Below are 12,442 nucleotides of genomic sequence, written 5' to 3'. Positions count from 1 at the left end.
CCGATTAGCGTTTGCCGGTGAAAGAGTCACCGGCAACCCTTGGAGTCAGGATAAATCTATGGAGCTGCTTTGTCCCGCCGGTAATCTGCCGGCCCTGAAGGCTGCGGTAGATAACGGTGCCGACGCCGTGTATATCGGCCTGAAAGATGATACCAACGCCCGCCACTTTGCCGGCCTCAACTTTACCGAGAAAAAGCTGCAGGAAGCGGTCGAGTATGTGCATCGTCATAACCGCAAACTGCATATCGCCATCAATACCTTCGCCCACCCTGACGGCTATGTCCGCTGGCAGCGCGCGGTAGATATGGCGGCGCAGTTGGGCGCCGATGTGCTGATCCTGGCCGATTTGGCGATGCTGGAATACGCCGCCGAACGTTACCCGCAGTTGGAGCGCCACGTCTCGGTGCAGGCGTCCGCCACCAACGAAGAAGCGATCCGTTTCTATCAGCGCCATTTTGATGTCAGCCGGGTAGTGCTACCGCGCGTGTTGTCGATGCATCAGGTCAAGCAGTTGGCACGTACCAGCCCGGTGCCGCTGGAGGTCTTCGCCTTCGGCAGCCTGTGCATCATGGCCGAGGGGCGCTGCTACCTTTCCTCTTATCTGACCGGCGAGTCTCCCAATACCGTCGGGGCCTGCTCACCGGCGCGCTACGTGCGCTGGCAGCAAACGGCGCAGGGCATGGAGTCACGCCTGAATGGCGTGCTGATCGACCGTTATCGCGACGATGAAAATGCCGGCTACCCAACGCTGTGCAAGGGCCGCTATCTGGTCGATGACGTGCGCTATCACGCGCTGGAAGAACCCACCAGCCTCAATACGCTGGAACTGCTGCCGGAACTGCTGGCTGCCAATATCGCGTCGGTGAAGATTGAAGGTCGTCAACGCAGCCCGGCCTACGTGAGCCAGGTGGCCCGCGTCTGGCGCCAGGCCATCGACCGCTGCCGTGCCGACCCGGCCGCCTATCAGGCCGACGCCGGGTGGATGGAAGCCCTGGGTGCGATGTCAGAAGGCACTCAAACCACGCTCGGTGCTTATCACCGTAAATGGCAGTAGCAGGAGGAAACATGAAATACGCATTAGGCCCGGTGCAGTATTATTGGCCGAAAACCGAGCTCGAAGAATTCTATCGGCAGGCGGTAAGCAGCAGCGCGGAGATTATTTACCTCGGTGAAAGCGTCTGCACCAAGCGGCGCGAGATGAAGGTCGGCGACTGGCTGGCGCTGGCGCAAGAAATTGCCCGCAGCGGCAAACAGGTGGTGCTCTCAACCCTGGCACTGCTGCAGGCACCGTCCGAACTGAACGAACTGAAGCGCTATGTGGAAAACGGGGAATTCCTGATTGAAGCCAACGATCTGGGCACCGTGAACATGGCGGCCGAGCGCAGCCTGCCATTTGTTGCCGGTCATGCGCTGAATTGCTACAACGCCTACACCCTGCGCCTGCTGCACCGCCAGGGCATGATGCGTTGGTGCATGCCGGTCGAGCTTTCCCGCGACTGGCTGACCAAACTGCTGGAACAGTGCGACGAGCTGGGTTTCCGCCAGCAGTTTGAGGTGGAAGTCTTGAGCTACGGTCACCTGCCGCTGGCCTATTCGGCGCGCTGCTTCACCGCACGTTCGGAAGACCGTGCCAAGGATGAATGCGAAACCTGCTGCATCAAATACCCGCAGGGACGAGTGATGCGTTCGCAAGAACAGCAGCAGGTGTTTGTGCTGAACGGCATCCAGACCATGAGCGGGTACTGCTACAACCTGGGCAACGAGTTGACCAGTATGCAGGGGTTGGTGGACATTGTGCGTCTTTCGCCACAGGGCACAGAGACACTGGCGCTGGTCGAGCGCTTCCGCGCCAATGAGCAAGGCACACAGCCGTTAACCCTCACCGATCGGGCCGATTGCAACGGTTACTGGCGGCGGGTTGCCGGACTGGAGTTGGTGCCCTAATCAGACGGCCTGCCACAGGCAGGCAACGGAATGTTTGCAAGCCGGGTAAGCGTAATGCCACCCGGCCATTAAGCAGGCAGCGGCAACTACTCTTTGAAGAACCAGTAGCCCTGGTTCATCAGCTCCGTCAGCTCAGCCACAAACGCCGGGTTTTGCAGCGCATCGCCCAGTTCCTGCCGGCCCAGTTCGGTATAACGACACAGCGCATCGGCCGCGCGTGCGTCCACGGTGTCCAGACGCTCGCTGTTGATAAAGAAGCTGTCGCCGATGTGCAGCACACGCAAGCCGCTCAAACGGGTCAGGGTTTCACCGTCCATCAGCGCACTCAGCACCTCTTGCGCCTCATACGGCGGCTCCGCCATGGCGATATCCAGCTCATGACGCGGCGTGGTGGCAAAGCGGCCAAACCACTGCTTAAAGTCTTCCGGCTTGCTGATCATTTCGACCATCATTGTGCGCAGGCGCTCAAGCTCATATTCCTCTACCCGCCCCGGATGTTCACGCAGGGTTAAATCAGGATCGCTGTAGTGCACGCCACCCAGATCGTTTTCCAGTGCGTAGTCGGCAAAGCTGCTGATCAGGTCGCGGTCGTTTGGCCCACGGAAACCCACTGAATAGTTGAGCGCAGTTTCGTGGGTGAAGCCGTCATGCGGGAAACCTGGCGGGATGTACAGGATGTCTCCCGGCTCCAGATCTTCATCAATGATCGGCTCGAACGGATCAACGTGCAGCAGCGCCGGATGCGGGCAGAACTGACGCATCGGTAAGGCATCGCCTACGCGCCAGCGACGGCTGCCCATCCCCTGAATGATGAACACATCATAGTTGTCGATGTGTGGCCCCACACCGCCGCCCGGCACCGAGAAGGAGATCATCAGGTCATCCAGACGCCAGTCCGGCAAAACGCGAAACGGGCGCACCAGCTCGGCTGAGGGCGCATGCCAATGGTTAACGGCCTGCGCCAGCAAGGACCAGCCGGTTTCACCGAGGTTATCGAAATGTTCAAACGGACCGTGGCTGGCCTGCCATTGCCCTCCTGTCTGGCTGACCAGACGGCTGTCAACTTCCGGCTCCATCGCCAGCCCCGCCAGTTCGTCTGGCGTGATAGGGTCAACAAAGTTCGGGAAGGCATTTTTCAAAACCACAGGTTTTTTCTGCCAGTATTTCTCTAAAAACTCGGGCCAGTTCAGGTTCAGTTGGTAAGCCATATAATCACACCAGTAAGAGGATCCACGGGCGTGATTATGCGAGAGCGCGGGCCTGCACACCTTGTTAAGGGTCAAGGAAACATGGCTTCAGGCCCCCGGAATTAACTTGCCCGTTTGCGGAGCAGGCTGCGCAGCGCCACGCTGTTACGCATGAACCCCACCCCGACACCCAGCAGGGTGTAAATAATCCCCAATACCAGCAACATCACCACGTCGCCCCAGACTTCATTGAGCGACAGGCCCATTTGGTTAACCCCGGCAATGGCCTTGGTGGCCCAGGTGGAGGGGATACAGTAGGAAATCGCCCGCACCCAGGCCGGCATCGCCTGCAACGGCCAGATGGTACCGGAGAGGTAGAATATCGGCGTGGTGATAAACGCCAGCGTCAGGTAGATCATTTCTACGCTGCGCAGGCATTCGGTGACCAGCTTGCCCAGCCCCAGTACCGCCAACAGGAACGGGAAGGTCAGCAACAAAATTTCTGCAATACTCGCCGTCTGACGATAGCCCAATACCCACGGCCACAGTACAAACAGCACGATAGACAGGAAGAGCCAGATCGGTAGCAGCGCCGTCAGCCCGCCCAAATGGGCCGCCAACGGGGGCTTGCCGCCGGGGATGCTCTTCATGGCAATGCTGACGCGAACGCAGGCAATCAATAACGAGTGCTGTAACAGCATCACCAGCAGGCCAGGGAAGATGATCGCCGCAAAGCTGATGCCCGGGTTGAACACGTCCAGCGTTTGCCCCCGTATGGGCGTCAGGATCACCTGCGCCTGGCGTTCGCTGAAACCGCTGCGCAGCAGTAAGCCGTTGTTGTACTGGTTCAGCAGTTGCTGATAGGCCGCAACCACGTCCTGCTGGATCTGGCCGTTGGCCAGCCGGTTGGTAGCATCGCCATAGACCGGTACCACGATATTTTGGCCGCTCAGGATCTTCTTCTCCAGATCCACCGGCATGATGATCACCGCGAACAGTTTACGCCAGCCGAGGTCACTTTTTGCCTGCTCGAGGCTGTCGTAAGTCACGATGGCAATCTTCGAGGTCGCGTCCAGTTGGCGGATCAATTGGCGGCTGGCAGTGCTGTGGTCCTGATCAATCACGCCGACCGGCAGATCCCACACCGTCCGGTTGGCATAGACCATGCTCATGACGCACAGCGACAGGATCAGCATCAACCACATCGGCCTCTCCAGCATGCCAAGCAGCACCCGGACAAAGGTTTGCCAGTAGATTTTCATCCCGCGCCCCCTTCCTTCAGCAGCCGCGGCAACAGCCGGTTACGCACCAGGAATGCCGTCACCAACGGGTAGACGGACAGTAATGCACAAACGCTGAAGATGGCACTGGCCGGAACCTGCCGCAGGAACACGTCAAACATCGCGTACAGCGCGTGAGTTAAGGGTTCAATATTGGAGATGATTCGCGCCGGCAGCGGCATCGAAAGTTCCGGTACCGCCATACCCGAGAAGGTCAGCGCAATACTGACCAGGATGGCAATCAGGCTGTAGGCGGTGATAATGCTGCTGGTAAAGGTAAACAGCAGCAGGCCGATGCTCTGCGCCGCCATCACGTAAAAGAAGGCAATCATCAGCATAAACAGCGGATTGCCGCTGACGCGGGCGTCAAAAATACCCACCAGCGCGGCAATTTCAACCATCAGCAGACTGGTGAAACACAGGGTGTACGGCGCCAATTTACCCAGCAGTGCCAGGCTGAATGGCCGGGCCTTCAACAGCGATTTGCTGCGCGCCAACACGTAGATCATGCAGGTCACCACAAACAGCTGCAGCAAATGGATAGTCGCGGCAAACTGCTGGTAATAAATATAACTGCCGCTGGCGTTGAATAGACTGCCGTACGACAGCGTCACGTCCGCCAACGGCGGCAGCGTCTTGCCCATCTCGGCGGCGATAATGCTGCGGTAGTTGGCATTGATTTCGGTCATCAGCCCGCTGAAATCCTGAGTAGAATACAGCCCGGCACCATAGAACAATGCGTTGTAATACATCACCACGCTCGGCTGCTTGCCCGCCAGCGCATTAGCTTCAAAGTCCGGCGGGACGTACAGCAACGCGTAATCCTGCGCGCTACGCAAACGATACAGCGATTCATTCAGCCCGCCGTCATATAGCTCTACGTGAGCATGAGAGCCGGCATCCAACCGACGCGTCAGCGACTTGGACAACGAGCTGTGATCGTTATCCACCACTGACACCGGCAGATCCAGCAAGGTCCCTTCCGAAAAGTTGCTGCTGACCAGACCAAACAGCATCAGCGGGAAAATCCAGCTCAGCCAGTGTATTACCGGGCTGCGGAAGGCGACGCGGCACTCGTTGTCAAACGCGTGACTGAAGCAGCGCCAACCGGCCCTTACTCTTTCCATAGCCATAAGCTGCTCATCCCTGGACGCAGGCCTTCCACCGGCTGTGACGGATACAGCCGCACTTCAAAGGTTTTCAGGTCGAAGTCACCGGTAGCACGAGTGGCGCGTTTGGTGGCGTAATCGCCCAGCGGCGCAATATAACGCACCTCCGCTTCGATCATTTTGTCCTTCAGCGCCGGTACCCGCATCTGCACCTTATCGCCCTTACGCACATGAGCCAGAATGTCTTCACGCAGGTTAAAGACGAAGTAGGCATCCGGAACGCGGATCAGCGTCAGCAACGGGCTGCCGGCATTCAATAATTCCCCGACCTCCGCCGGGATCGGCCCGACTTCACCGGCCACCGGGGCTAAAACCCGCAGGTCGTCAGTCTGAGCCTTCACTTGCAGCAGGTTTTCTTCTGCTGCCCGCAGCGCTGCGGCGTACTGTTGCCGCAGTTCGATACGGTCGCCATTCGTGCCTTCGTCCAGGTTGGCCTTGGCCGCCTGCACCTGTTGGAATGCGGTGTCACGCGCCCGGCGTGAGCTGTCCAGCTCGGACTTCGAAATATAACCTTTGCCGGAAACGCTCAGGTTACGGTTGTAGTCATTCTGCGCGTTGCGGTATTGCGCCTCGGCCTGCGCCAGGTTGGCACGCAGATTACGGATGCTTTCTTCACGCGTGCCGTGCAGAGATTGGTCGAGCTGCGCTTTGGCTTCATCGCGCGACGCCTGGGCGGAACGCAGCTGGGCCATCAGTTCCGGGCTATCGAGCTGGATCATCACCTGTTGGGCTTTCACGTCGTCACCACGCTCAACCAGGCGTTCAACCACCCGTCCTTTGGCCTTGGAGGCCACGATCACCTCTGGCGCGTCCACTTCCCCCTGCAATAACAAATCCTGATTATGTGCCCGGAACAAGATCGCCATGGCGATCGCCACCACCATCAACAATAAGGTAAACAACGTCTTTTTTTTCATTCTCTCAGCTCCCTGAGCGATAAGCGGCGGGTGGAATCATCACGTCCATATTTTATATCAACTCCCAAAAACCATTTTTATCATAAGGATATAGCAAGCACATATATCCTCTTTTATAACTATAAATTGGATTATGCTTTTAACACTAAAAGCACATTTTGCTTTGTAGTTTGCAGACCTCTGCAATCGCCCTTTAAGCGATCAACTCTTTGATGGACGATATCATGACTGAAAAAACTACGGTGCCGGTTTCGGTACTGGATTTATCCCCCATTCCGCAAGGGGCCAAACCTCGTGATGCCTTTCACGCCTCTTTAGATTTAGCACAACATGCCGAAAAATGGGGCTATCAACGCTATTGGTTGGCAGAACATCACAATATGACCGGCATTGGCAGTGCGGCAACCTCGGTTTTGCTGGGCTATCTGGCCGCCGGTACCCAGAGTATCCGCCTCGGCTCCGGTGGCGTGATGCTGCCCAACCATGCGCCGCTGGTCATTGCCGAGCAGTTCGGTACGCTGGAGTCGCTGTACCCTGGACGTATCGATCTGGGTCTGGGCCGCGCGCCCGGCACCGACCAACGCACCATGATGGCGTTGCGTCGTCATCTGTCCGGTGAAGTGGATAACTTCCCGCGCGACGTGCAGGAACTGCAACATTACTTTGGTGAGGTACAAGCGGGCCAGCCGGTGCAGGCAGTACCCGGCCAGGGGTTACACGTGCCGATCTGGCTGTTGGGCTCCAGCCTGTACAGCGCCCAGTTGGCGGCACAGCTTGGCCTGCCGTTTGCCTTCGCTTCCCACTTTGCGCCAGAGATGCTGTTCCAGGCATTTAACCTGTACCGCGACAACTTCAAGCCTTCCGAGCAATGCCAACGGCCACACGCCATGGTATGCGTCAACGTGGTGGCCGCCGACAGCGATGCCGATGCACGTTTCCTGTTTACCTCAATGCAGCAGCAGTTTATCAATCTGCGCCGCGGCTCGCCGGGCCCACTGCCGGCACCGGTGGACAATATCCACGCGCTGTGGACCGCCGGAGAACAATACGGCGTCGATCAGGCGCTGCGCATGTCAGTCATCGGCAATGAAGCTACCGTGCGTAATGGGCTGCAGACGCTGCTCAGCGAAACCGGCGCGGATGAAATCATGGTTAACGGCCAGATCTTTGACCATCAGGCGCGCTTACATTCGTTTGAAATTGTCGCCGGGGTGAAAGGCGATTTGGTGAAGGGTTAAACTATTTGGGCGCCTTTACGGCGCCCTCATTTTATCAGCGCTGGATCAGGTAGCGGATGGTGGGGCCATCCTGCTGGATATCCAGAACCTTGTAGCCATGGTTGCGCGCATCAAGCGGGATGTTGTTGATTGACTGCGGGCAATCGCTGATCACCTCCAGGATTTCCCCTGGCTTCAACTGCGGCATCGCTTCCAGCGTCGCTACCGCCGGGTAAGGACAAGGCTCACCCAGCATATCCAACCGGTAATCCGGCACTATCGCCGTTTGCTTCATGACACACTCCTTAAATTAACCACCTGCGCGTCGGGCCTGGCGCGGAAAAATCGTTTTTCCCACCACAGCATGGCGCCAAACGCCAATGCCAGCAGCAGGTAGGTCACCAGCAGGCCGCCGATCGGGCCGAAGGTCTCCAGCAGGTTAACCTTGTCGTAGTCAGTGGCCAGCGTCGGGGCCAAATCATCCCAGTAATAGGCCAGCAGCGTGGCACCAATGATATTGCCCAGCCCAACCCACCAGTAATGCACCTGACCTTCTACCGCACGGTACATCCAGCCGGTTTCGCAACCACCTGCCAACACTATGCCAAAACCAAATAACAATCCGCCCAGCACCGCATTGGGGCCGGCCCACATGATTTTAGGCGCCACGCCCAGTTGGACGTAGCTGAAAATGCCGATGGCACTGGCGGCCATACCGAGAATGATCGCCTTCGCCATATGGGTACGTCCGCTAATCCACAGATCGCGGAACGCCGAGGTGAAACAAATTTGCGCCCGTTCAATCAGCAGGCCAAAACCGATGCCAAACAACATGGCGATACCCAGCTTCGGTGCATCAAACAGCGTCCATAGCGACCAGGCGATCGCCAGACAGAACACCACCATCCCCAAACGAAAGCGACGACGCGCCTGCTCCGGTTTTTGAGTCAGCGGCGCGGCGGCCTTCACCTTCTGTAATTTGATCGGGATGCGGAACATCGGCAACAGGGTAAATTTGGCACCAAAATAAGAGCCGGCTGCGGTCGCCAGCGCAAAGAACCAGGCGTGCAGCGAGAACTGCGGAATGCCGGTAAAGAAGGCCGCCAGGTTGCAGCCCATCGCCAGACGTGCGCCGAAACCGGCGATGATACCGCCCAGCAGCGCCTGCACAATGCGAATGCGATTCTGCGGCTGGCGTAGCTTGATGTTGTTAGCCCACAGCGCGGCGGCGATACAGCCGGCAAACATGCCGATGATCATCCTGCCGTCGATGCGTTGCAACGGCGTCCCCTCAAGCCCGATAACCTTGAAGTAGCCCCACTGCTCAGGGTGCAACCCGAACAGCTGCAATATATGGCCGCCCCAGCGGGTGAATTCACCGGTCACCGCCCAGAAGGCCCCGGTCAAACCGAAATAGTAGGTAGAGAGGATCCCGGCGGCAATCACCGCGGGTAAAGGTGCCCAAAAGCGCACCAAATATTGAGACTTGAACTGCTGCCAACTCATGGCATCTCCCGTGCGTAGTATCCATAAGAAAAAACCTTATAAATGATACGCCATTTTCCCTCACTTAACGGCGAATTTCAGGCATAAAAAAACCAGCCCAAAGGCTGGTTTTTAATCCAATTAACCGCGAACGGTCAAATTAGATGTTATGCATCACCGAAGCGACGACGTGGTGCAGCCGGAGCGGCGTCATCACGACGTGGTGCGCGTTGACCGTCACGGTTGAAGTTACCGCCACGACGCTCGCCACCGTTGCCGGCAGGTGCAGCAGCACCGCCTTCACGACGATCACCGAAAGAACGACGGCCTGGGTTTGCCCCTTCACGACGTTCGCCGTTGAATGGACGAGCCCCGCCACGACGCTCACCGTTACCGGCAGGTGCAGGACGCTCACGACGTTCATGCGGCTGTGCATCGCCCAGCAGTTGCATGTTCATCGGCTTGTTCAGGATGCGGGTACGGGTGAAGTGAGACAGGATCTCGCCCGGCATGCCTTTTGGCAGCTCAATAGTAGAGTGGCCGGCAAACAGCTTGATGTTACCAATGTAACGGCTGCTGATGTCGCCTTCGTTAGCGATCGCGCCAACGATATGACGAACTTCAACGCCATCATCACGGCCCACTTCAATGCGGTACAGCTGCATTTCGCCAACGTCACGACGTTCACGACGTGGACGCTCAGCGCCACCGTCACGGCTGTCTGGACGTGCGTCACGACGACGGTCGCTACCGCGGTCGTCACGGTCGTTGAACTCACGACGCTGACGTGGTTTGAAGACAGGATCCGGTGGCAGGATCAGAGGACGTTCGCCCTGTGCCATTTTCAGCAGTGCTGCGGCCAGCGTTTCCATTTCCAGTTCTTCTTCGCCCGGCTGCAGTTTAGCCAGCAGGCCACGGTACATGTCCAGATCGCTGCTTTCCAGCTGTTGCTGTACTTTAGCTGCGAACTTGGCCAGACGACGCTCACCCAGCAGTTCTACATTTGGCAGTTCAACTTCTGGAATGGTCAGCTTCATGGTGCGTTCAATGTTACGCAGCAGGCGGCGTTCGCGGTTTTCTACGAACAGCAGCGCACGGCCGGCACGACCAGCACGGCCAGTACGGCCGATACGGTGAACGTAAGACTCGGAATCCATAGGGATGTCGTAGTTCACAACCAGGCTGATACGCTCAACGTCCAGGCCACGGGCAGCAACGTCGGTCGCGATCAGGATATCCAGACGACCATCTTTCAGACGCTCCAGGGTCTGCTCACGCAGGGCCTGGTTCATGTCACCGTTCAGTGCCGCGCTGCTGTAACCACTGCGCTCCAGCGCTTCGGCCACTTCCAGGGTCGCGTTTTTGGTACGAACGAAGATAATCGCCGCATCAAAGTCTTCAGCTTCCAGGAAACGTACCAGGGCTTCGTTTTTACGCATGCCCTGCACAGTCCAGTAGCTCTGGCTGATGTCTGGACGGGTAGTCACGCTCGATTGAATGCGCACTTCCTGCGGCTCTTTCATAAAGCGGCGGGTAATGCGACGGATAGCTTCCGGCATGGTTGCAGAGAACAGTGCGGTCTGATGTTCAGCCGGGATCTCTGCCATGATGGTTTCTACGTCTTCGATAAAGCCCATACGCAGCATTTCGTCGGCTTCATCCAGCACCAGACCGCTCAGGTTAGAGAGGTTCAGGGTGCCACGCTTCAGGTGGTCCAGCAGACGGCCTGGAGTCCCTACTACGATTTGCGGGCCCTGACGCAGAGCGCGCAGCTGCACGTCATAACGCTGGCCGCCGTACAGGGCCACGACGTTAACGCCATGCATGTGTTTGGAGAAATCGGTCATCGCTTCAGCAACCTGAACCGCCAGTTCGCGGGTCGGTGCCAGCACCAGGATCTGAGGTGCTTTCAGGGAAGCGTCAAGGTTGTGCAGCAGTGGCAGCGAAAACGCCGCAGTTTTGCCGCTACCGGTCTGTGCCATGCCCAGCACATCACGGCCGTTCAACAGGTGAGGAATACACTCAGCCTGGATCGGTGAAGGTTTTTCGTAGCCCAGATCGGTCAGGGCAGAAATGATCGGAGCAGACAGCCCCAGGTCAGCAAAAGAGGTTTCAAGCTCAGTAGTCATGTACACGTGCCTCATTAATAATGGCAGCCAGTCTACATAACTCGTCGAGAAAATTTTCAGTCATTTTCATTGAAAAGTGTGAACCGGCTCAAATTAGATTATAAAACGAACAAAAAAGCCCTCGCCCGTTAAGACGATAACTTTGGCAAAAAACCAATGTATATCAGGCTGATAGTTGTTCGTCAGCTATTGCTGGTCCGATTCCGATAGGTCGTCTTGTTCTTGGCCCAACAGCGCCAATTCCAACAATGCATAGCGGTGCTCAACGAAATTATGAACGTTGTTAGCAACCGTCAGTTTGAACAGCGCCGAAGCGGTGTCCTTGTCCCCCAGACTTAGGTAATGCTTACCTAAATAGAAGTCAGTTTCACTGAGATGCTCAGCGAGCGAAGTGTTATCCGTTGCATCTGCCTTGAGCCTTTCCATCAGCGTTTTTTCACTGATGTTGCCCAGGTAGAATTCGACAATATTCCATCCCCATTGCCCTCGGTTCGCCTTGTCATAACGCTGCTGGAGCGCTACGTCAGCCTTCTTGGGATCGATTTCTCTTTCCACAAGATACAGCCACAACGAACGGAAGGGATCGTTTGGGTCGTCTTGATAAAACGCCTGCAGATCATCCTGCGCCAACGGGAAGCGGCCGCCATAATAAAGAGCGATGCCCCGGTTTAAACGCGCGTAATTGTAAGTTGGATCAAGCTCTAGTACAGAATCAAACGCTTCATAGGCAGCATCAAAATTGCCTGCCTGCGTTAAGTAAATGCCCAGGTAGTTGAAAACTTCTGGCATATCAGGACGTATCGCCAGCGCTTGCGAGAAATCATTGCGCGCCAGTGCACGTAGCCCGAGGCTATCATACAGTACACCGCGCTCATATAAAAGCTGCGCACGCTCATCGTCCGTCAGTGCCCGGCTGGCAAGTATTTGTTCCATGCGCGCCAGGATCACTTCCTGCTGCAGAGTTGGCTGCAACGGGATCGCCAAAACTTCGTCTTTACGCCAATCATGGTTGCTGCATCCTGCCAGCATGAGTGCTGTCGCAACGTAACACCAGCGCAAGAAAGGCTTCATTTCCCACTCCCGAAGACAAACATTGGATGAACATCCTTTCATC

The 12,442-nt window shown here is 57.0% G+C and carries 12 protein-coding genes; 3 read left to right on the top strand and 9 right to left on the bottom strand.

Annotation, left to right across the window (positions count from 1 at the left end):
• Positions 1-58 precede the first annotated feature (58 nt).
• Positions 59-1,054: a peptidase U32 family protein gene (locus M2406_RS25125; RefSeq protein WP_259191806.1), complete on the top strand. Its 996-nt coding sequence runs from the start codon at positions 59-61 to the stop codon at positions 1,052-1,054.
• An 11-nt stretch (positions 1,055-1,065) separates the two neighbouring features.
• Entirely contained in the window at positions 1,066-1,944 is an 879-nt protein-coding gene (locus M2406_RS25120; RefSeq protein ID WP_259191805.1) for a U32 family peptidase, read from the top strand.
• A gap of 86 nt (positions 1,945-2,030) precedes the next feature.
• On the opposite strand, the gene M2406_RS25115 is transcribed toward M2406_RS25120, so the two are convergent.
• From M2406_RS25115 to M2406_RS25100, 4 genes are all read right to left on the bottom strand, one after another.
• Positions 2,031-3,152: a cupin domain-containing protein gene (locus M2406_RS25115; RefSeq protein ID WP_112363010.1), complete on the bottom strand. Its 1,122-nt coding sequence runs from the start codon at positions 3,150-3,152 to the stop codon at positions 2,031-2,033.
• 101 nt (positions 3,153-3,253) lie between these two features.
• The gene (locus M2406_RS25110) at positions 3,254-4,393 is read right to left on the bottom strand and encodes an ABC transporter permease (RefSeq protein WP_012004959.1); all 1,140 of its coding nucleotides are present in this window, start codon (positions 4,391-4,393) and stop codon (positions 3,254-3,256) included.
• Positions 4,390-5,544: an ABC transporter permease gene (locus tag M2406_RS25105; RefSeq protein WP_017891386.1), complete on the bottom strand. Its 1,155-nt coding sequence runs from the start codon at positions 5,542-5,544 to the stop codon at positions 4,390-4,392. Before M2406_RS25105 ends, M2406_RS25110 begins: the two co-directional genes overlap by 4 nt.
• Positions 5,526-6,497 (bottom strand): HlyD family secretion protein, encoded by a 972-nt coding sequence (locus M2406_RS25100; protein ID WP_017891385.1) that lies wholly within the window; start codon positions 6,495-6,497, stop codon positions 5,526-5,528. Before M2406_RS25100 ends, M2406_RS25105 begins: the two co-directional genes overlap by 19 nt.
• Positions 6,498-6,721: 224 nt before the next feature.
• On the opposite strand from M2406_RS25100, the gene M2406_RS25095 reads away from it, so the two are divergent.
• Positions 6,722-7,735, top strand: coding sequence for a luciferase-like monooxygenase (locus tag M2406_RS25095; protein ID WP_172491137.1), 1,014 nt, complete (start codon positions 6,722-6,724; stop codon positions 7,733-7,735).
• A gap of 34 nt (positions 7,736-7,769) precedes the next feature.
• On the opposite strand, the gene yedF is transcribed toward M2406_RS25095, so the two are convergent.
• From yedF to nlpI, 5 genes are all read right to left on the bottom strand, one after another.
• Positions 7,770-8,009 (bottom strand): sulfurtransferase-like selenium metabolism protein YedF, encoded by a 240-nt coding sequence (gene yedF, locus M2406_RS25090; protein ID WP_012004955.1) that lies wholly within the window; start codon positions 8,007-8,009, stop codon positions 7,770-7,772.
• A complete protein-coding gene (yedE, locus tag M2406_RS25085) occupies positions 8,006-9,220 on the bottom strand; it encodes a selenium metabolism membrane protein YedE/FdhT (protein WP_012004954.1) in 1,215 nt (404 codons plus the stop codon). Before yedE ends, yedF begins: the two co-directional genes overlap by 4 nt.
• A 146-nt stretch (positions 9,221-9,366) precedes the next feature.
• A complete protein-coding gene (locus M2406_RS25080; protein WP_012004953.1) occupies positions 9,367-11,328 on the bottom strand; it encodes a DEAD/DEAH family ATP-dependent RNA helicase in 1,962 nt (653 codons plus the stop codon).
• Positions 11,318-11,392: a protein YrbN gene (yrbN, locus tag M2406_RS26570; RefSeq protein WP_223499600.1), complete on the bottom strand. Its 75-nt coding sequence runs from the start codon at positions 11,390-11,392 to the stop codon at positions 11,318-11,320. The genes M2406_RS25080 and yrbN overlap by 11 nt, the downstream gene beginning before the upstream one ends.
• A 122-nt stretch (positions 11,393-11,514) precedes the next feature.
• Positions 11,515-12,399, bottom strand: coding sequence for a lipoprotein NlpI (gene nlpI / locus M2406_RS25075; RefSeq protein ID WP_012004952.1), 885 nt, complete (start codon positions 12,397-12,399; stop codon positions 11,515-11,517).
• Positions 12,400-12,442: the final 43 nt, after the last annotated feature.

Source organism: Serratia sp. BIGb0163 (genome assembly GCF_024809935.1).
Lineage (GTDB): Bacteria > Pseudomonadota > Gammaproteobacteria > Enterobacterales > Enterobacteriaceae > Serratia > Serratia quinivorans.
The sequence above is the reverse complement of the archived record's forward strand: the minus strand, read 5'-3'. Positions and strand labels throughout refer to the sequence as shown.

Excerpts from the sequence above, each read along its gene's own strand:
- M2406_RS25125 (WP_259191806.1), top strand. The coding sequence starts at position 59 with ATGGAGCTGCTTTGTCCCGCCGGTAATCTGCCGGCCCTGAAGGCTGCG.
- M2406_RS25120 (WP_259191805.1), top strand. The coding sequence starts at position 1,066 with ATGAAATACGCATTAGGCCCGGTGCAGTATTATTGGCCGAAAACCGAG.
- M2406_RS25115 (WP_112363010.1), bottom strand. The coding sequence starts at position 3,152 with ATGGCTTACCAACTGAACCTGAACTGGCCCGAGTTTTTAGAGAAATAC.
- M2406_RS25110 (WP_012004959.1), bottom strand. The coding sequence starts at position 4,393 with ATGAAAATCTACTGGCAAACCTTTGTCCGGGTGCTGCTTGGCATGCTG.
- M2406_RS25105 (WP_017891386.1), bottom strand. The coding sequence starts at position 5,544 with ATGGCTATGGAAAGAGTAAGGGCCGGTTGGCGCTGCTTCAGTCACGCG.
- M2406_RS25100 (WP_017891385.1), bottom strand. The coding sequence starts at position 6,497 with ATGAAAAAAAAGACGTTGTTTACCTTATTGTTGATGGTGGTGGCGATC.
- M2406_RS25095 (WP_172491137.1), top strand. The coding sequence starts at position 6,722 with ATGACTGAAAAAACTACGGTGCCGGTTTCGGTACTGGATTTATCCCCC.
- yedF (WP_012004955.1), bottom strand. The coding sequence starts at position 8,009 with ATGAAGCAAACGGCGATAGTGCCGGATTACCGGTTGGATATGCTGGGT.
- yedE (WP_012004954.1), bottom strand. The coding sequence starts at position 9,220 with ATGAGTTGGCAGCAGTTCAAGTCTCAATATTTGGTGCGCTTTTGGGCA.
- M2406_RS25080 (WP_012004953.1), bottom strand. The coding sequence starts at position 11,328 with ATGACTACTGAGCTTGAAACCTCTTTTGCTGACCTGGGGCTGTCTGCT.
- nlpI (WP_012004952.1), bottom strand. The coding sequence starts at position 12,399 with ATGAAGCCTTTCTTGCGCTGGTGTTACGTTGCGACAGCACTCATGCTG.